The sequence below is a fragment of the Trinickia sp. genome, assembly GCF_051953955.1.
In the GTDB taxonomy this organism is placed as follows: Bacteria; Pseudomonadota; Gammaproteobacteria; order Burkholderiales; family Burkholderiaceae; genus Trinickia.
In genome coordinates this window covers 63,459-81,956 of record NZ_JBQCIF010000002.1, presented here as the reverse complement: position 1 = coordinate 81,956, position 18,498 = coordinate 63,459, and the positions used below count along the sequence as shown (strand labels likewise).

At 63.9% G+C, this 18,498-nt stretch carries 16 protein-coding genes; 9 read left to right on the top strand and 7 right to left on the bottom strand.

The annotated features are described in order from the left end of the window. The 4 genes from rsfS (at position 1) to rng (ending at position 3,214) form a co-directional block, all read left to right on the top strand. Entirely contained in the window at positions 1 to 486 is a 486-nt protein-coding gene (rsfS, locus tag ACTHNZ_RS00520; protein ID WP_440540529.1) for a ribosome silencing factor, read from the top strand. A gap of 83 nt (positions 487 to 569) precedes the next feature. Continuing rightward, positions 570 to 1,040 carry a 23S rRNA (pseudouridine(1915)-N(3))-methyltransferase RlmH gene (rlmH, locus tag ACTHNZ_RS00515; protein ID WP_440540528.1) on the top strand — a complete coding sequence of 157 codons (471 nt, stop codon included), beginning with the start codon at positions 570 to 572 and terminating at the stop codon, positions 1,038 to 1,040. A gap of 54 nt (positions 1,041 to 1,094) precedes the next feature. Then, complete coding sequence (locus ACTHNZ_RS00510) at positions 1,095 to 1,730, top strand: Maf family protein (protein WP_440540527.1); 636 nt, start codon at positions 1,095 to 1,097, stop codon at positions 1,728 to 1,730. A 20-nt stretch (positions 1,731 to 1,750) separates the two neighbouring features. Continuing rightward, positions 1,751 to 3,214, top strand: a complete 1,464-nt coding sequence (gene rng, locus ACTHNZ_RS00505) for a ribonuclease G (RefSeq protein WP_440540526.1) — start codon at positions 1,751 to 1,753, stop codon at positions 3,212 to 3,214. A 38-nt stretch (positions 3,215 to 3,252) separates the two neighbouring features. Here the strand turns inward: rng and ACTHNZ_RS00500 are convergent, their stop codons facing one another. Next, positions 3,253 to 3,519 carry a hypothetical protein gene (locus ACTHNZ_RS00500; protein WP_440540525.1) on the bottom strand — a complete coding sequence of 89 codons (267 nt, stop codon included), beginning with the start codon at positions 3,517 to 3,519 and terminating at the stop codon, positions 3,253 to 3,255. Between the two features lie 256 nt (positions 3,520 to 3,775). Between ACTHNZ_RS00500 and ACTHNZ_RS00495 the strand changes: the two genes are divergently transcribed. Together ACTHNZ_RS00495 and ACTHNZ_RS00490 are read left to right on the top strand one after the other, a co-directional pair. Beyond that, the gene (locus ACTHNZ_RS00495; RefSeq protein WP_440540524.1) at positions 3,776 to 3,934 is read left to right on the top strand and encodes a hypothetical protein; all 159 of its coding nucleotides are present in this window, start codon (positions 3,776 to 3,778) and stop codon (positions 3,932 to 3,934) included. A 49-nt stretch (positions 3,935 to 3,983) separates the two neighbouring features. Further along, positions 3,984 to 4,298, top strand: a complete 315-nt coding sequence (locus tag ACTHNZ_RS00490) for a hypothetical protein (RefSeq protein WP_440540523.1) — start codon at positions 3,984 to 3,986, stop codon at positions 4,296 to 4,298. Between the two features lie 86 nt (positions 4,299 to 4,384). On the opposite strand, the gene msbA is transcribed toward ACTHNZ_RS00490, so the two are convergent. Next, a complete protein-coding gene (gene msbA / locus ACTHNZ_RS00485; RefSeq protein WP_440540522.1) occupies positions 4,385 to 6,169 on the bottom strand; it encodes a lipid A export permease/ATP-binding protein MsbA in 1,785 nt (594 codons plus the stop codon). A gap of 349 nt (positions 6,170 to 6,518) precedes the next feature. On the opposite strand from msbA, the gene ACTHNZ_RS00480 reads away from it, so the two are divergent. From ACTHNZ_RS00480 to ACTHNZ_RS00470, 3 genes are all read left to right on the top strand, one after another. Next, on the top strand, positions 6,519 to 7,352 hold the full coding sequence (locus ACTHNZ_RS00480) for a glycosyltransferase family 2 protein (RefSeq protein WP_440540521.1): 834 nt from the start codon (positions 6,519 to 6,521) through the stop codon (positions 7,350 to 7,352). Beyond that, positions 7,342 to 8,175 carry a glycosyltransferase family 2 protein gene (locus ACTHNZ_RS00475; protein WP_440540520.1) on the top strand — a complete coding sequence of 278 codons (834 nt, stop codon included), beginning with the start codon at positions 7,342 to 7,344 and terminating at the stop codon, positions 8,173 to 8,175. The genes ACTHNZ_RS00480 and ACTHNZ_RS00475 overlap by 11 nt, the downstream gene beginning before the upstream one ends. 83 nt (positions 8,176 to 8,258) lie before the next feature. Continuing rightward, positions 8,259 to 9,542, top strand: a complete 1,284-nt coding sequence (locus ACTHNZ_RS00470) for an O-antigen ligase family protein (RefSeq protein ID WP_440540519.1) — start codon at positions 8,259 to 8,261, stop codon at positions 9,540 to 9,542. Positions 9,543 to 9,584: 42 nt separating this feature from the next. On the opposite strand, the gene ACTHNZ_RS00465 is transcribed toward ACTHNZ_RS00470, so the two are convergent. From ACTHNZ_RS00465 to dnaE, 5 genes are all read right to left on the bottom strand, one after another. After that, complete coding sequence (locus tag ACTHNZ_RS00465; protein WP_440540518.1) at positions 9,585 to 10,790, bottom strand: glycosyltransferase family 9 protein; 1,206 nt, start codon at positions 10,788 to 10,790, stop codon at positions 9,585 to 9,587. A gap of 39 nt (positions 10,791 to 10,829) precedes the next feature. Beyond that, positions 10,830 to 12,260 carry an ArnT family glycosyltransferase gene (locus ACTHNZ_RS00460; protein WP_440540517.1) on the bottom strand — a complete coding sequence of 477 codons (1,431 nt, stop codon included), beginning with the start codon at positions 12,258 to 12,260 and terminating at the stop codon, positions 10,830 to 10,832. 172 nt (positions 12,261 to 12,432) lie between these two features. After that, on the bottom strand, positions 12,433 to 13,443 hold the full coding sequence (locus ACTHNZ_RS00455; RefSeq protein ID WP_440540516.1) for a glycosyltransferase family 2 protein: 1,011 nt from the start codon (positions 13,441 to 13,443) through the stop codon (positions 12,433 to 12,435). Positions 13,444 to 13,629: 186 nt separating this feature from the next. After that, a complete protein-coding gene (locus ACTHNZ_RS00450; protein ID WP_440540515.1) occupies positions 13,630 to 14,784 on the bottom strand; it encodes a glycosyltransferase family 4 protein in 1,155 nt (384 codons plus the stop codon). A gap of 71 nt (positions 14,785 to 14,855) precedes the next feature. Next, entirely contained in the window at positions 14,856 to 18,395 is a 3,540-nt protein-coding gene (gene dnaE / locus ACTHNZ_RS00445) for a DNA polymerase III subunit alpha (protein ID WP_440540514.1), read from the bottom strand. Positions 18,396 to 18,498 lie beyond the last annotated feature (103 nt).

The window sequence follows — 18,498 nt, the reverse complement described above, 5'->3', positions numbered from 1 at the left end:
ATGGATATCCGCAAACTGCAGCGCGCGATCGTAGACGGTCTCGAAGACGTCAAGGCGCAAGACATTCGAGTCTTCAACACGAGCCATCTGACGGAACTGTTCGACCGCGTCGTCGTCGCGAGCGGCAACTCGAACCGCCAGACGAAGGCGCTCGCCTCGAGCGTCCGGGAAAAAGTGAAGGAAGCGGGCGGCGAGATCGTCAGCACCGAAGGCGAGGACATCGGTGAATGGGTGCTCGTCGACTGCGGCGATGCCGTGGTCCACATCTTGCAGCCGGCGCTGCGCCAGTACTACAACCTCGAGGAAATCTGGGGCGACAAGCCTGTGCGCGTGAAGCTGTCCGCCACGAGCCCGTTCGGGCTCGCGCGCGCAAGCGAAGCGGAGGAAGACGAGGACGATGAAGAAGCGGACAGCGCACCGGCTGCCGCACCCGCACGTCGTGCTCCGGCTCGCAAAAGCCCCGCGCGCAAGACGAGCGCCAAGTAACCGTATCGCCACGCAAGCTGCCGCAAGCGTGAGCTTCCTCCAATGGAGGCTTACGGGTGCGCGTGCTGCGTGCTTGCTCGAGCATGAAACTCCATATCCTGGCCGTCGGCCATAAAATGCCCGATTGGATCTCGGCGGGCTTCGACGAGTACACGAAGCGAATGCCGCCCGAATTACGCATCGAGCTGCGCGAGATCAAGCCCGAACCGAGAACGGGCGGACGTTCGGCACAAAGCGTGATGGCGGCGGAGCGCCAACGCATCGAGGCCGCGTTGCCGAAAGCGGCGCGCGTCGTCGCGCTCGACGAGCGCGGGCGGGATTGGACGACGATGCAACTGGCCGCCGCGCTGCCCGAGTGGCAGCGCGATGGTCGCGATGTTGCGTTCGTGATCGGCGGGGCAGACGGCCTCGATCCCGAGATCAAACAACGTGCCGAGTTGCTTTTGCGCGTGTCGAGCCTGACGCTGCCGCATGGCATGGTGCGCGTGCTGCTGGCGGAACAGCTTTACCGCGCGTGGAGCATCACGCAGAATCACCCCTATCACCGCGTCTGATGCGGCGTCCGTCTCTCGCGATCGGGCGCCCTCGCCGATAACGAGAACGAACACATGCCGCAGCCGAGTACCCGCGTATCGCCCTACCCGTTCATCTACCTTGCATCGCAAAGCCCGCGCCGGCGCGAATTGCTCGCGCAACTAGGCGTCAGCGTCGAGCTGCTGCTGCCGCGACCCGATGAAGACGCCGAAGGGCTCGAAGCCGAACTCGTCGGCGAATCGGCCCATGCTTACGTGCAGCGCGTCTGTGTCGCAAAAGCCGAGGCGGCGCGTGCGCGGCTCGCGGCCGGCGGCCATGCGCCGGCGCCGATCCTCGTCGCCGATACGACCGTGACCATCGACGACGCGATCCTCGGCAAGCCGGGCGACGTCGAGCATGCCGTGCAGATGCTGGCGCGGCTCGCGGGACGCGAGCACGAAGTGCTCACGGCGGTGGCCGTCATCGATGCCGGCGGTGCGCTCCTGCCCCCCGCGCTTTCTTGCTCCACCGTCCGTTTCGCTCAAGCGCCGCTTGCCGCGCTGACGCGCTATGCGATGACCGGCGAGCCGCTCGGCAAAGCAGGCGCTTACGGCATCCAAGGCCGCGCGGCCGAGTTCATCGAGCGAATCGACGGATCCTATTCGGGTATCATGGGTCTGCCCCTATTTGAGACAGCCGCGCTGCTGCGTCAAGCGCGCGTGGACTTCTAAAGCAGCCGCCGACATCCGACATGAACGAAGAAATCCTGATCAATGTCACGCCGCAAGAAACGCGAGTCGCGCTGATCCAGCAAGGCGCGGTGCAAGAGCTGCACGTCGAGCGCACGCTCTCGCGCGGGCGCGTCGGCAACGTCTATCTCGGCAAGGTCGTGCGCGTGCTGCCGGGCATGCAATCGGCCTTCATCGACATCGGCCTCGAGCGTGCCGCGTTCCTGCATGTCGCCGATATCTGGCATCCGCGCTTGGCGGGCGAGCATGCGAGCCCGCAGCAGCCGATCGAGAAGATCGTGTTCGAAGGCCAGACGTTGACGGTGCAAGTCATCAAGGACCCGATCGGCACGAAAGGCGCACGGCTGTCGACGCAGATCAGCATTGCGGGCCGCACGCTCGTCTATCTGCCGCAGGAGCCGCACATCGGGATTTCGCAGAAGATCGAGAGCGAAGCCGAGCGCGAAGCCATCCGCGCACGCTTGACCGCGGTGTTGCCGGCCGACGAGAAAGGCGGCTACATCGTGCGCACGATCGCGGAGGATGCGACGAGCGAGGAGCTTGCGAGCGACGTCGCCTATCTGCGCAAGACGTGGGCAACGGTCGTCGCGCAAGCGCAGCGTCTGCCGCCCACGAGCCTGCTCTATCAGGATTTGAACTTGGCGCAGCGCGTGCTGCGCGACTTCGTCACGGACGAGACGTCGCGCATCCAAGTCGATTCGCGCGAAACCCATCAAATGCTGGCGGAATTCGCGGCGGAGTTCACGCCGGCCGTCAGTTCGAAGCTGCATCACTACACGGGCGAGCGGCCGCTGTTCGATCTCTATAACATCGAGACGGAGATCCAGCGTGCGCTCTCACGCCGCGTCGATTTGAAATCGGGCGGCTATTTGATGATCGACCAGACCGAAGCGATGACGACGATCGACGTCAACACGGGCGGCTACGTCGGCGCGCGCAACTTCGACGATACGATCTTCAAGACCAATCTCGAAGCGGCGCATACGATCGCGCGCCAGCTGCGGCTGCGCAATTTGGGCGGCATCATCATCATCGATTTCATCGACATGGAAAACGCCGAGCATCGCGATGCGGTGCTCGGCGAGTTGAAGAAGGCGCTCGCGCGCGACCGCACGCGCTCTACGGTGAACGGCTTCTCGCAACTGGGCCTCGTCGAGATGACGCGCAAGCGCACGCGCGAATCGCTCGCGCACGTCCTGTGCGAACCTTGCCCGGTATGCCAGGGCAAGGGGCAAGTCAAGACGGCGCGCACGGTCTGCTACGACGTGCTGCGCGAAATCCTGCGCGAATCGCGGCAGTTCAATCCGCGCGAGTTCCGCGTGGTAGCGTCGCAGGAAGTCATCGATCTGTTTCTCGACGAGGAATCGCAGCACTTGGCGATGCTCATCGATTTCATCGGCAAGCCCGTCTCGCTGCAGGTCGAGTCGAACCTGAGCCAGGAGCAATACGACATCGTGTTGATGTAGGGCCGAAATCGTCCGCGTTCGCGTTCACGTTCGCGCGTTCAGTGGCGATCGTGCCAGCCGCCGCGCCCATGCCCGCCGCCTCGGCCATGCCAATCGTCGCGGTCGTGCCATCCGCCGCCGCCGAAGCCGATCCCGATACCCACCGACGGCTCCGCGTAGGCCGGATAGGACTCGTAGTAGCCCGGCGCGTAGCCGTAATCGTAGCCATAGGCCGGCTGCGCCGGCGCCACCACGCATCCGGTCAGCGAGCCCGTCAAGGCCACGGTGCCGAGACAAGCCATTAGTACAACGAAAGTCCTTTTCATGACGCTCCTCCTCTTGCTCCTTTAGAGGAGCATTCTCTACTCCATGTTCGATGAGGAGTTGTGTCCGCGCGTAAAAGGTGTAATGCGCGCTGTAATACGACAGCAAGGAGCGCAATTTAAAGGCACCCCGTATTACGGGTCATATCGCCGAACGTAGCGCTGCACGTCTGCAGCGTCCAAATACCGCTCGATCCGCGCGCACGTCGTGAAATCTCCTAGAATTTTTGTCAGGCAGGTGGCTTGCAAGGAGAGCGTCATGGCCGAATCGATTGCAGACGTCGTGGTCGGCATCATTCTGTTGATTGCCGTGGTCATCATCGTGGTCTCGCACTTGCACCGCCAGCACCAGCGAGCACGGTGGCTGCACCGCGTCGGCGACCATCGGCTTTGGGACAGGCTCAGGCATCGGCATTGAACACGGGCGGCCGGCGCCGCGAGCCAATGGAGCCGAAGCGGAGAATCACATGTTCGAAGAAGACGCCTTGTGGCAAATGATCCAATACGAAGCGTTCGAGGTCCACGTCGCCCCCGTCGTTAGAGAACGAGAGGAAGGGATGTCGCCGAGAGCCGGCGAGGACTACACCTACATCGGCTACGTCTGCCATCCGGGGGCCGATCCGAAGTTGCCCGGCCATGCCGTGCCGTTTCACGCGGACGGGGACGTCGGCTTCCCCAGCGCCGCCGATGCACTCGAGGAAGGCATGCATGTCGGCCGCACGATCGTCGACGGCACCCATCCCGACTTGACCGTTCTGCCCCTCGTCACCGGTGGTGTCTAGGTGAAGCGACGAGTAGCCGGCGTTGCGTGCGCCGGCGCTCGACGCCGGCGGATGACGGCAAGCCGCAAACGCCGCCTAATCCGCCCTCAAGCGGCCTGCTGTTGATATTGAATCCGATGCAGATGGGCATATAGGCCATCCTGCTGCACCAGCGCGTCGTGGCTGCCTTGTTCGACGATGCGGCCCGCTTCCATGACGAGAATTCGATCGGCCCGCTCGATCGTCGAGAGCCTATGCGCGATGACGAGCGTCGTGCGCCCTTTCATCAGGGTTTCGAGCGCCGCCTGCACATGGCGCTCGGATTCGGAATCGAGCGCCGACGTGGCTTCGTCGAGTATGAGAATCGGCGCGTCCTTGTAGAGCGCGCGCGCAATCGCCAACCGCTGCCGCTGCCCGCCCGATAAGCGCATGCCGTTGCCGCCGACGTCGGTGTCCATCCCTTCGGGCATGGCCTGGACGGTATCCCAGAGATTCGCCGCCTGGAGCGCCGCCTGCACGCGCGCGCGATCGGGGGGGCCGCCGTACGCGACGTTCGCGGCGATCGTATCGTTGAACAGCACGACGTCTTGACTCACCATCGCGATTTGGCTGCGTAGGTCGTGCAGGTCGTATTCGTGAATCGGCACGCCATCCACGAGGATCTGCCCGCTCGTCGGCGCAAAAAAGCGAGGCAGCAGATTCACGAGCGTCGTCTTGCCACTGCCCGAGGGGCCCGCCAGCGCGATCATTTCGCCAGGCTTCGCCGCGAACGAAACACGATCGAGCGTGGGGCGATCGGCCGCGCCGTAGCCGAACGTGACGTCGGCAAATTCGATCTCGCCGCGCGCGTGCTCCAAGCGACGCGTTCCGCCGGCCGGCTCGAGCGGCTCGTCGATGAGGCCGATGATGAACTCGGCCGCCGTGACGCCGCGCTGCAGCGGCTGATTCACGTCGATCAAATGCTTGAGCGGCGAGATCACGAGCAGCATCGACGTGACGAACGCCACGAAGCCGCCCACCGTCGTCTGATTGTGCGCCGACTGCACGACGGCGACCGTGATGACGATAGCAAGCGCGACCGAGGCGAGAATCTGCGTGAGCGGCTGCGCGAGACCGCCCGCGACCGTCATCCGCATGGCGTAGCCGCGCAAGCGCTGGCTCATCGCCGTAAAGCGATTCATTTCGTAGGCTTCGCCGTTGTGAATCTTGACGACCTTATAGCCCGCCACCGTTTCCTCGACGATGTACGAGAGCTCGTTCGTCAAGTTCTGCTGCTCGCGGCCGAGCCGGCGCAGCCGCCGGTTGATCTTGCTCACGAGCCAGCCGATGCCGGGCAGAATCAGCGCGACGATCAACGTCAAGCGCCAGTTCAGATAAAACAGATAGCCGAGCAGGAAGAACACCGACAGCGAGTCGCGCACGAGCGTCACCATCACGCTCGTCAGCACACCCAGGATTTGATTGACCTCGAAGACGATCGCATTGATGACCGTGCTGGCCGTCTCGCGCTGGAAGAATGTCGCGCTCGTGTGGATCATGCGCTGGAACATGTCGAGCCGCAGTTGCAGCAAGATGCGGTTCGAGACGTACGAGAGCAGGTATTGAGAGGCGTACTGCGAGACGCCGCGCACGATGGCGAGACCGATCACCGCGAGCGGCACGTACCACTTCGCGTGATCGCTCGCATGCTGGCCGAAGCCGTGATCGAGCAGCGGCTTGAGCAGTGCGGGAATACCGGCGTCCGTGGCGGCGGACAGGCCCATCGACGCGACGGCGAGCACCAGCACCCAAACGACCGGTTTCAGATAGGGCCACAACCGCCGCATGACGGCCGGCGTCGACGACGCATGGGCGCCGCCGATCGGTTTTCTCAGTGTTGCCTGGGGTTCCAAGAGGTTCCTTGCCTTGTATAGCTGCGGTAGCTGCAGTCACGACGGAGACGGTGCGCGCTCGACGTCGATGCCGGTATTGGGGACGCGCCGCGCCCGTTCGCTCGCGCACGAGCGAAATCGACGCATTATAAGCCGGCGGCCAAACGTCGCCACGGGGTGAGCCAAGCTGGGCGCGGGCCCATCCGCCGTCGCCCGGCCCCGCAACGGGGAAATCGGCGCGCCCTCGTTCGATTACAATAGCGGGTTGCGCCGACCGTGCCCGGCCCAGCACGTGCCGAGCTTGCCGCCCCTTTCAAAAAAGGGGGAGAAGGCGAAACGCCGCCGGCCCTGATACAAAGGCTTATTCCCCATGCCCAATCAACCTCCGGAACACGACGATAGCCCTGTGTCGCGAGCGAATCGCGCGACGCTATCGGTCATCGTCGTCGCCATGAACGAGGCGCACGATATTCGAGATTGCCTCGAATCCGTGCGCGGCCTCGCCATGGAAACGATCGTATTCGATTCCGGCAGCAACGACGGCACGCCGGACATTTGCCGCGACCTTGGCGCGCGCGTCTTCGAAACGGATTGGCCCGGCGACGGCCCCCAGAAAAATCGCGCGCTCGCGGAAGCGACCGGCGACTGGGTGCTGTGCCTCGACGCCGACGAACGTGTCGGCGCCGAATTGCGGCGCGAAATAGAGCGTCTGCTAGCGGAGGGCAGCCCGCATGCAGCGTTTTCGACGCCCCGCCGATCGAGTTTCTGCGGCCGGTTCATGAAGCACTCGGGCTGGTGGCCCGACCGCATCGAGCGCCTGTTCCGCCGCGGCAGCGCTCGCTTCACCGACGTGCGCACGCACACCCATCTCGTGATCGACGGCACGATCGGGCGCTTCGACGGGCCCATCATCCACATTGCGATCGACGATTTGCACGAAGCGCTCGACAAGGCGAACTCGTACTCGACGTCCGGGGCGCTGACGATGGCCGAGAGCGGGAAGCGTTCATCGCTTCGCAAGGCAATCGGCAAGGGCATCTGGGCGTTCCTGCGAACGTACGTCGTGCGGCGCGGCTTTTTGGATGGGCGGATGGGTTTCATGCTCGCCGTCGCGAACGCCGAGGGCACTTACTATCGATATGCCAAGCTCGCGTTGATGACCGATCGTCACGCAAGCGCTTCGCGGCAGCCTCGTGAGGTCTGAGATGCTCGTCACGCTCATCGTCACGACCTACAATCGCCCCGATGCGCTCGAGCTCGTGCTCGGTGCTTGTCTTGCGCAAACCGATCGAAACTTCGAGATCGTGATCGCCGACGATGGCTCCGGCCTGCCGACGCGCGAGCTCATCGAGCGTACCGCCCTGCGCTCGCCAATCCCGATCGTGCACGCGTGGCAACCCGACGAGGGTTTTCGCGCGGCGGCCAGCCGCAATCGTGCGATCGCGGCCGCGCGCGGCGATTATCTGATCTTCCTCGACGGCGACTGCGTTCCGCAGCGTAATTTCATCGCCCGGCATCGTGCGCTCGCGCAGCCCAGGACGATCGTAACGGGTAGCCGCATCTTGCTGCGGGAGCGATTGACGGCATATGTCTTGGAGCAGCAGCTGGCCCTAGCCGAGCAGTCCGCCGGGTTCTGGCTGCGCCAGCGTGCGGCAGGCCAAGTCAACAAGGTGCTGCCGCTGCTCGTCCAACTACCCGATTTTGCGCGAAGGCGCGTCGACGGATTCGTCTGGCGCGGCATCAAGACCTGCAACCTCGGGGCTTGGCGCAGCGACGTCGCCACGGTGAACGGCTTCGACGAGAGTTTCGTCGGCTGGGGGCACGAGGATGCCGATCTCGTTGCCAGACTTCATAATGCCGGCATCGGTAGAAAGCAGGGCTTCATGGCCACCGAAGTACTGCATTTATGGCATCCCGAAGCGGCGCGCGATCGCGAGGGCCCGAATCACGCAAGGGTTCTCGCGCGGCTTGCCGACGGCACGACTCGTGCCGAGAAAGGGCTCGAAGATTTGGCCGTTGTCACCTAAAAGCCGTCTGCGCGCGAGCCGCGGGATCCAACGATCGAGGGCGCCCGCGTGGCGCAACGACGTCTTACCATCGGAGTTCAGACTTGCAACACGTTTCGGCCACCCCTATCCCCTCATATCGCCTGACCGCAGCCCGAACCTTTGCCGTCGCCGCGCTCTGTTGCACGCCCATATCGACGGCGTTCACGAATATCGCGTGCGGCCTCTTCGCGTTGGCCTTGCTGAGCGCACCGGAGTTCTGGCGCAAGTTGCCTCCGTTGCTTCGCCATGGCGCCGTCTGGTCCTCCCTGCTCCTGCTTGCGGCATTGGCCGCGAGCGTCAGTTACAGCAGTGCGGGCGCGCACGAAGCGTGGTCTTGGTTCGGCAAATACAACAAGTTGCTGCTATTGCCGCTCACGATCGTCGCGTTCGCCGATTCGAATTGGGACGACCGGGCGCGGTGGGCGCTGTTCATCGTCTTGTGCGTCATTCTCGTGCTGTCGACGACGAACTACTTGGGCATGACGTCACTCGGGCCCGCTCACGCGCCATCGGACCCGACCACGCGCGCCTGGGTATTCAAGAACCGGATCGCCGCCGGCATGCTCGGCGCACTGTTGTTCTATCAAGCCGCCGATTTCGCCTTGGTCGCTAGCTCGCGACGCTCGCGCGTCCTGTTCGCGGCGATCGCATTGCTCTCGTTGGCCAACGTGCTCGTCATGCTGCAAGGGCGCACGGGGCAAGTCATTGCACTCTTGTTCGCGCTGGTCATCGCTGCCCGCTTCGTTTGGCAAACGCGAGGCGATTCGATCGTGCGCCCGGTCCTGTATGGGCTCGGCATGCTCGCCGCGGCAATCGTGCTCGTCGTCGTCGCATGCACGGTACGTGGCAGTCGCGTCGAAGAAGTCGTCACCGAGGTGCAAGCGTATCGCCAGCACGATGCCGTGACCTCGACGGGGCTGCGTCTCGAGTGGTATCGCAAGAGCCTCGAGCTCATAAGCTCGCGTCCGCTGACAGGCTATGGCGTGGGTGGGCTCGGCGAGCAATTCCGCGAATTGACCATGGGCGAAACGGGCGCCCAGGGAACGATGACGTCGAATCCTCACAACGAATATCTGTTGATGGCCGTGGAGCTCGGCGTTCCCGGGCTCCTGCTGTTCGTGAATCTGATCGTGCAGGTCGGCCGGTACGGGATGCGGCTCGAACCCCGTTCGCGCCATATGCTGCTCGCGTGGCTAGCCACATTTGCAATCGGCAGCCTTGCCAATTCGCTTTTGATCGACTTCACCGAAGGCCATGTTTTCGTCCTGCTGAGCGGCATACTCCTCGGGTGCGGATATCGGAGCAGCCGGCGCGAAGCTACGCAGCTCGTCCCGGCGCCTCGGTAAGCGCCCAAGCCGGCGGCCCTGCCCTTCGGGCCTGCTGGCGCCCTACTCGGGAGGCCGCCGCCCCAGCGCGGACGTGTCAACGACTGCAACTTCATCGGCCGCGACACTGCGGCCCCGCATAGGCGGCACATCCAACCCGAGCATCTCGGCCACGGCACCGATCACGCGGCTTGCGGGAAGCGTCACCAGACATTCGCTGCGGCTTTCCAGATGCCGCTCGCATCCCTCCTTGTGGCAAGGAACGCACGGCGCCTCGCCTTGCACGAGATAGACGTTCCCGCGACGGCCAGACCCGACCAGCGACCAAAGTTCCGCTCCGGCTTTCCAGCCCTTCGGCCAGGGGGCCCAACGAATCGTCTGCGTCGGTCCGAAAAGCGCGACCGTCGCAATGCCCGTGGCGGCTGCGATATGTGTGGCGCTCGTATCGGGCCCGACATACACCTTGGCCCGCCGGAACACCTCCGCGCTCTCCCCGAGCGAGAGCTGGCCGACGAGGTTCAGCACGGGCTCGCCGCTCGCGGCGACGATCTCCCGGGCATACTCGCGCTCCGCGGCGGCCGGCCCGCCCGTCATGACGACGCCGAATCCCTGCGCGCGCAGCCAGCGAATGAGCTCCGCCCAGCCGTCGATGCGCCAGCGCTTGTAGACGAACATGGGGGCCGGGTGCACCACGGCCAGCGGCTGCCCCAAAGATACCGCCGGCGGAGCATCGAAGCGCGCGTCGAACGCCGCGCGCCGCGCGGGGTCGTCGCCGATGCCGGGCGGCACGACGTCGGCAACCGGCTCGATGCCCAGCACGCGCGCGACTTCGAGGCTGCTCTCGACGGTATGAACCGTGTCGTGATGGCTGAGCGCGATGCCGTCGAGAATGAAGCGATTGAGCCGTGTGACGCGGTCGGGATCGACGAGCCCGACGCGCCTTTTGCCGGCGAACCAACTGTAAAAACGCGGACGATCGGCGCTCGTGGCCGCACAAGCGAGGTCGTAGCGGCGCCAGATGCGCGCGGCATCGGCCAGACGCTCACGCGGTTTTGCGCGCTGCGCGACCACGATGACGCTGCGTATGTCGGGATTGTGCTCGAGCACGCCTTCGGTCCCGCGGAACACGAGCATGTCGATCGGCGTGTCGGGCCAACGCGTCTTGAGCGAGCGCACGAGCGGGGTCGTCAGCAAAACATCGCCGATGCGCCGCGTGCATACGACGAGGATGCTGCGGGGCGGACGGGAAGAAAAAAATCGCGCGGTCACGAGTCGAAGGGGAAAGCCACTGTAGGCCGACAGTCTACTTCAATCCTTGGCGACGGCCGCGGTGCTCGCTGTGGTACTCGCCGCGCTGCAGGTACGGCCGACACAGACGAAGAAGAAGCGCTCTTTGCCGAGTTGAATCGTCTTCACGATGCGCGAGTTGGGTTCGTTCGCGTCGCGCGTGAGGATCCATCCCTCGGCGACCCCTTTCGCTGGAGGATGCGTAATAGGCGCGGCAGGCCATCTCATGCTGTCCATCGGCCCTGCAATGCACAATCCGGCGGAGGTCGAATCGTCGATATACACCTTATCGCTGCCCGCAAGAGAGACGAGTTCCTTCGCCACTTGGACCGCGTCGCCGCGATATTTCGCTTGATAGAGAGGAAACACGATCAGGCCGATGCATTTGAGCACGATCACGCCGGCGACCGAATACACCGCCAGCCTTTCGATACGGGCATCGCACCGGGCCAGACGGCTCGCGAGATAGAAAGCGATCAACGGATACAACGGCAGGATATAGCGAATGCCGCTTTGCGGCGCGAGCCAGTACGGCAAGAAGTTGACGAACACAATCCATCCAATCGTCGATTCCCACGCGCGCGCGGGGGCTTCGCCGGTCGATCGCCCGCGTGCCATCGCGTAGACCGCGATGGCGGAGATCGGCAAAAACCGGCAGAACGTCTCGAGCGGAAACGAGACGATTTGTTTCAGCCAAGCACCGACGCTCGGGGGCAGCAGCTTTTGCGCGACGTCTCCGACCATCTGCGCGCTCTCGTTCCCCGCATGAGCTGCAGGATTGAAGTGAAACCACACGAGCGGAGCAGCCGCTGCAACGAGATAGCTCAGTACGGCGGCTGGCTTGAGCAACGTCGCACGGGCTCGCTCGTGCCGGACGAAAACCACGAGCCATGCGGCGCCTACGAAAACGTAGGCTGTCAGCGCCTTCGTCAGAAACGCGGCGAAAACGCACCCGGCCGTCACCCATAGCAGCGCCACGCGCTCCTGCTTCGCTGCCAGGACCACGCAGGCCATCGCGGAGAACGTCAGCAGCCCGAGCAATGGATCGGCATAGGCGAGCCACCCGTGATAGAGCAGCGCATCGGAACTGAGAAAGACGAGAACCGCAAGCCACGCCTGACGCGCCCCGACGCCAATGCCGCGTGCCGTCCAATGCAGCACGAGCGCGGTCCCGAGCGTCGAGAGCGCGGTAACGAGCCGGCTAGCCACGAGCACGTGCATCGGCCCGAACGCCATGGCGAACGGCGCCATGACCCAATTCAGAAACGGCGGACGACCGTATCGCGAACCAAAAAGCAACGGGGTCGACCAGACGTGCCCATGCCACATTTCCAGCGTGGAGATCGTATAGACCGCCTCTTCGCCGATATACGGAAAGAACAGCGTCGGCACGAACGTCAGTGCCGCAGCCAGCACCAGCCAACGCCAAAGAGCGGGAATTTCTCGTTTCATTTCGTGTTTTCCAATGCAATGTCGCTATTCGGTATCGGCGCGCTTCGACCCGCCGCGCGCTCGCGGGGAAACGTCAAACGTCACGTTCGACGGACCGAAACACCCATGCCGAGGGGGATCGCGTAAGTCAACGACCGGACGCAGGCGGCAAAGCGCGTCAATCGCCCGCCGCTCACGAAGCATCCCGCCGATAGACTCGGCGAACGATGTAAACGGGACGACGTTTCGATTCCATGTAGATGCGCCCGACATATTCGCCGATGACGCCGATGCCGATCAATTGCGTGCCCCCGAGAAACAAGACGGCCGTAATGATGGAGGCGTAGCCCGGCACGTCGACGCCGCGAATCACCGTGCGCAGCGTAAGGTAGACTGCGTAGACGATCGCGAACAGCGCCGTGCCGCCCCCGATGTAGGTCCACACGCGCAGCGGCCACGTACCGAAGCTCGTCAGCCCTTCGAGCGCGAAATTCCAGAGTTTCCACGCCGAAAATTTCGTTTTGCCCGCCATGCGCGGTTGCCGCTCGTACTCGATCTGAGCCGTGCGGAATCCGACCCACGAGAACAACCCTTTCATGAACCGGCGATTTTCGGGCAGCTGCTTGAGCGCATCGACGACCTGCCGCGACATCAAGCGAAAATCGCCGGCGTTTTCCGGGATCTCTGTTTCGCTGATGGCGTTGTGCACGCGGTAAAAAAGCGCCGCCGTGCCGCGCTTCATGTAGGTATCGGTGCTGCGCTCGACACGTTTGGCCAGTACGACGTCGAACCCTTCGCGCCAGCGTTCCACGAGCCGCGCAATCGCCTCCGGCGGGTCTTGCAGATCCGCGTCGAACGGAATCACGGCATCCCCCGACGCTTCGTCCATCCCGGCCGTCAGCGCCGCCTCTTTGCCGAAATTGCGTGACAGGTCGACCACGCGCACCCGCGCATTGCGCTCGCACACGGCCAACAGCCGCTCCAGCGTCGAATCGGCACTGCCGTCGTTGACGCAGACGATCTCGTAGTCGACCTGCGGAATGCGCTCGAGAATGGGCGTGACCTCGCGGAAAAACGTTTCCACGCCGTCTTCTTCGTTGTAAAACGGTACGACCAATGACACGAGATCGAGCGCGCCTAGCGGCGGGACCTCGTCCGCGCATGCCTTGGCGCCGGCCTGCGGTCCCCCAGTGAACTCCAGCATGGTCGAATGATTGACGTAGTTGCCTGAAAAGAAACGATTATCCGGATTGCAAGAGATCCGGGCAAGGACGCGTGAGCCGCGCGAAATATCATAAGGGGGCAGATCCACTCTCGGCCAGTTGCGGAGTGCCCAACGGCCTATTGCGGCACCGAGGCGATTACCTCGATCGCTGGCTCGCGGTTCCCGTCAATCGGCTCTCCTCGCGCGTGCACGCGGCGCCAGCGAGGACCTCGTCCGATGCGACGTCGATACGATCAACGCCATCAGCGCTTCGAGGTTGCGCGCCACGCAGAACCGATGCCGTACGTCGGCCTGCGCGCGGTCGGCCATTTCACGCATTTCGGCCGGATGCGTCAGCGCATATTCAACGGCCCGCGCGAGGTCGTCCGGGTCGGGGCTGCAAAGCAGGCCGGTCTGCCGGTCAACGATCGTCTCGGGAATCCCTCCGACGTTCGTGGCGACGACGGGTATGCCGAGCCCCGCCGCCTCGATCTGCGCCATGCCGAGCGGTTCCACGAGCGAAGGCATCACGACCAGGTCCGCTTTGGAAAGCGCAGGGGCGACAGGCGTGAGCGCCCCGATCCAGATTCGTTCTTCGAGGCCGAGGCTGGCCGCCCGCGCTTCGATGGCTTCCCGTTCAGGCCCCGCGCCCGCGATCACGAACCGGAAACGGTATCCGGCCCGCCGCAGCTTCGCCAACGCATCCAACATCAATAGATGCCCCTTTTCCTCGCGAAGCATGCCGACCTGCATGATGATCGGGCCATCTTGCCGCTCGAGCCATAGGGATAGTTCGGCAGGCAAGGCCTCGTTTCGCTCGGCATCGAGCCGCTCGAAGTCCACGCCCGGGGCGACGATATGGACCTCCCGAGGATCGACCTGCGGGTTAGCCAAAATACACGTGCGCAGGTAGCCGCTCGGTGCAAACGTGCAATCCACGAAACGGTTGTAGGTCCTCGCCGAAATCTTGCCGGCGAGATACGTTTTCGAACGCAGCAATCGAGGACGCTTAGCGTGCGACAAGCGAGCGGCGATCGCGAGATTGTTGGTGTCGTGCCCGCTATGACAAATGCAGGCCACCGGACGCAGTGCTCGAATCAACGCGCGCAAACCCCATATCGTCGGGATATCGAAGCTGTTTCGAAACGGAAACGTGCGCACGGGCAACCCCATGCCGATCGCATGAATCTCGATGCGAGAGCCGGGGCGGCATGCCAGCACCACTTCTGCCCCTGCCGCACGAAGCGCCCGCATCTGACTGAGCAGTTGCAGTTCCTGCCCCCCGAGATTCGGCGAGCTCTCGGTGAACAGCACCGCGCCCGCAATGGTCGATTGTTTCATCTAGTCGTTCTGCATTTCTCTATTGCGCGTTCCCGCAGCCGCGGCACAGCGCGATGCTCAACAAGGCACTGCTAATAAGCGATTTCTACGATGCTCTTATCGAATGCCGTGCGCAATTCGGCCAACAGTTCATCGCTCGGTCTCACGCGCCACGCCTCGCCGAGGGCCAGCTCGCCCTCCGCACGGACGTTGGTGTAGCGAATCCGGACCGCTAGGCCGTTCGGCGCGGGCGGTGCCGAGCGGCGCCCGCCGCCGTCTCGTCCGCCCCCGCGGGCGACGCCCGCTTCCGCCGGTGCGGCACCCGGTTCACCCTTCGCGATATACGCCTCCAACACCCGTTTGAGCGCCACCGCATCGGCATTGCCGTTCATCGACACCTTGACGGCTTGCGCATAGCGGCTGCGCGCACGCTCGAGGTCCATCACCGAATCCACGGTGAAACGAATGCCGCCCGTAAACGCATCGTTGCGCGCCTGCCCCTGCACGACGAGCAACTCGTCTTCCCTGAACAACGCCTTGTTGGCTTCGTATTGCTCGTTGAAGACCGTGACTTCGCATTGGCCCGTGCCGTCATCGATGAGCGCGATCAGCATCTTGCCGCGCTGGGTCATCTGCGTGCGCAGCGACGCGATGATGCCGGCGACGAGCTTGTCGCGCCCTTCCTTCAAATCGGCCAGCTTCGTGCGGACGAACCGGCGCACTTCGCCCTTGTAGGCATCGAACAAATGCCCCGACAGGTAAAAGCCGAGCGCCGTCTTTTCTTCCTGCAGCTTGCGCTTCTCGTGCCACGCAGGCTCGTCGACGAGCTCGTGCCCCCGCGACGGCGCATCGCCCATGTCGAACAAGCCCGCTTGCATCGCGTTCGCACTCGCCTGGTCGGCCGCTTCCATCGCCAGCGGCACCGACGCGATCAATTGCGCGCGGTTCGCATGGATCGAATCGAATGCGCCGGCACGGATCAACGCCTCGATCGTGCGCCGGTTCACGACGCGCCGGTCGATCCGCGCGCAGAAATCGAACAGATCGGTGAAGGGCCCCTCCTCGCGCGCGCGCAAGATTTCTTCGATCGCATTTTGCCCGCTGCCTTTTACCGCGCCCAACCCATAGCGAATCGTGCGCGAAGGCTTGCCTTCGGGATGCGCTACCGGCTCGAAACGATAGGCCGAAAGATTGATATCCGGCGGCAGTACGTCGATCCCGTTGTGCTTCGCGAGGCAATCGTCGTAAAGGATCTTGACCTTGTCCGTGTCGTCCATGGCCAAGCTCATGTTGGCCGCCATGAATTCGGCCGGGTGATGCGCTTTGAGCCAGGCCGTGTAGTACGCGAGCAGCGCGTAAGCCGCCGCATGCGACTTGTTGAAGCCGTAGCCCGCGAACTTCTCCATCAAGTCGAAGATCTCGTCGGACTTCTCGCGCGTCAACCCGTTCGTCGCCGCACCTTCCGCGAAGATCTCGCGGTGCTTGGCCATCTCCTCGGGCTTCTTCTTGCCCATCGCGCGGCGCAGTAAATCGGCGCCGCCGAGCGAGTAGCCGCCGATGATCTGCGCCATCTGCATCACCTGCTCCTGATAGACCATGATGCCGTAGGTCTCTTTCAGGACGGGCTCCACGCGCGGATCGGGAAACTCCACCGTCTCGCGCCCGTGCTTACGCGCGCAAAAGCTCGGGATCAGATCCATCGGGCCCGGGCGATAGAGCGCCACGAGCGCGATGATGTCCTCGAAGCGGTCGGGCTGCGCGTCCTTGAGCATGCCTTGCATGCCGCGGCTTTCCAGCTGGAACACGGCAACCGTATTCGCCTTCTTCAGAATCGAGAACGACGCGGGATCGTCGAGCGGCACCTGCGCGAGCGACCAATCGGCCTTGGACGGGTCGAGCCGGCGGATGTAGCGCTCGGCCCAATCGAGGATCGTCAGCGTCGTCAAGCCCAAGAAGTCGAACTTCACGAGGCCGACCGCTTCCACGTCGTCCTTGTCGTACTGGCTCACCACGCCGCCGTCGTCGCCTTGCGTGTAGAGCGGACAGAAATCCGTCAGCTTGCCCGGTGCGATCAGCACCCCGCCCGCGTGCATGCCGACGTTGCGCGTCAAGCCCTCGACCCGCTGCGCGAGCTCGAGCAGCTGACGCACTTCGTCTTCGTTGTCGTTGCGCTCCTGCAGCAGCGGCTCTTCCTTCATCGCATCGGCAATCGTCACGTGCTTGCCGGGCTTGAAAGGGATCAGCTTCGCCACGCCATCGGTAAAGTTGTAGCCGAGATCGAGCACGCGGCCGATGTCGCGCACCGCTGCCTTCGCCGCCATGGTGCCGAACGTCGCGATCTGCGAGACGGCATCGGCGCCGTACTTGCCCTTCACGTACTGAATGACGCGGTCTCGCCCTTCCTGGCAGAAGTCGATGTCGAAGTCGGGCATCGAGACGCGCTCGGGATTCAAGAAACGCTCGAACAGCAGGTTGTAGCGCAGCGGATCGAGATCGGTGATGCCGAGCGCGTAGGCGACGAGCGAGCCCGCGCCCGAGCCCCGGCCCGGCCCCACGGGAACGCCGTTGTTCTTGGCCCAGTTGATGAAGTCGGCCACGATCAGGAAGTAGCCGGGAAAGCCCATCTTGACGATCGTGCCGCACTCGAAATCGAGCCGCTGGTAGTACGCCTCCCGCTGGCGCGAGCGCTCGGCTTCATCCGGATACAGCTCGACGAGGCGCTTTTCGAGCCCCTCCTTCGACAACTGCACGAGGTAGTCGTCGAGCGACATGCCGTCCGGCGTCGGGAACAGCGGCAGCTTGGGCTTGCCGAGCTCGAGCGTCAGATTGCAGCGCTTGGCGATTTCGACGGTGTTGGCAATCGCCGACGGAATATCGGCGAACCGCTCGGCCATTTCGGCTTGCGTGCAAAAACACTGCGCTTGCGTGAAACGCTTCGGGCGGCGCGAATTCGCGAGAATGTCGCCTTCGGAGATACAGACGCGCGCTTCGTGCGCCGTGTAATCGTCCGCGGACATGAACTGAATCGGATGCGTCGCAACGACGGGCAGCTTCAACGCCGAGGCGATCGCGACGGCTTGCTGCACGTAGGTTTCGGCGCCGGGCTGCCCGCAGCGTTGCAGCTCGATATAGAACGCATTCGGAAAGCACGCGGCCCACCGCTCGGCATGACGTTTGGCCGCCTGCTCGTTGCCCGCCGCGAGCGCGAGGCCGATGTCGCCCTGCTGCGCACCCGACAGCGCGATCAGGCCCTCGCTGAGCGGCGAATCGAGCCACGCCGCGTCGATCTCGGCCCGCCCTCGATATTGGTTCGTGAGCCACGCCTTCGTCAGCAACTCGCACAGATTCAAATAGCCGCGCCGATCTTTCACGAGCAGCAGCAAGCGCGAGGGCTTGTCGCGATCGTCGGGATTCATGATCCAGACGTCGCAACCCGCGATCGGCTTCAGGCCGTTGCCGCGGGCTTCCTTGTAGAAACGGACGAGACCGAACGCATTCGCGAGATCGGTCATGGCGAGCGCACCCTGACCGTCGTCGGCGGCGGCCTTGACGATGTCGTCAATGCGCACGATGCCGTCGGCAATCGAGAATTCGGAGTGAACGCGGAGGTGGACGAAGCGAGGATCTGACATGGGCGGTATTGTACATCCGGCCATCGCGCGAACCGCGCATCGAACGGCCTAGGCCGAACGATCGACAGTTTGCGGGATAATAGCGGTTTCGCCGCCCCGGGCA

What these genes read in the sequence shown, in the direction of transcription:
- ACTHNZ_RS00450 (WP_440540515.1), bottom strand. Translation starts at nt 14,784, where the DNA reads ATGAAACAATCGACCATTGCGGGCGCGGTGCTGTTCACCGAGAGCTCG.
- ACTHNZ_RS00495 (WP_440540524.1), top strand. Translation starts at nt 3,776, where the DNA reads ATGGCCGAATCGATTGCAGACGTCGTGGTCGGCATCATTCTGTTGATT.
- ACTHNZ_RS00455 (WP_440540516.1), bottom strand. Translation starts at nt 13,443, where the DNA reads ATGCTGGAGTTCACTGGGGGACCGCAGGCCGGCGCCAAGGCATGCGCG.
- ACTHNZ_RS00460 (WP_440540517.1), bottom strand. Translation starts at nt 12,260, where the DNA reads ATGAAACGAGAAATTCCCGCTCTTTGGCGTTGGCTGGTGCTGGCTGCG.
- ACTHNZ_RS00490 (WP_440540523.1), top strand. Translation starts at nt 3,984, where the DNA reads ATGTTCGAAGAAGACGCCTTGTGGCAAATGATCCAATACGAAGCGTTC.
- rlmH (WP_440540528.1), top strand. Translation starts at nt 570, where the DNA reads ATGAAACTCCATATCCTGGCCGTCGGCCATAAAATGCCCGATTGGATC.
- rng (WP_440540526.1), top strand. Translation starts at nt 1,751, where the DNA reads ATGAACGAAGAAATCCTGATCAATGTCACGCCGCAAGAAACGCGAGTC.
- ACTHNZ_RS00500 (WP_440540525.1), bottom strand. Translation starts at nt 3,519, where the DNA reads ATGAAAAGGACTTTCGTTGTACTAATGGCTTGTCTCGGCACCGTGGCC.
- ACTHNZ_RS00510 (WP_440540527.1), top strand. Translation starts at nt 1,095, where the DNA reads ATGCCGCAGCCGAGTACCCGCGTATCGCCCTACCCGTTCATCTACCTT.
- ACTHNZ_RS00480 (WP_440540521.1), top strand. Translation starts at nt 6,519, where the DNA reads ATGCCCAATCAACCTCCGGAACACGACGATAGCCCTGTGTCGCGAGCG.
- dnaE (WP_440540514.1), bottom strand. Translation starts at nt 18,395, where the DNA reads ATGTCAGATCCTCGCTTCGTCCACCTCCGCGTTCACTCCGAATTCTCG.
- rsfS (WP_440540529.1), top strand. Translation starts at nt 1, where the DNA reads ATGGATATCCGCAAACTGCAGCGCGCGATCGTAGACGGTCTCGAAGAC.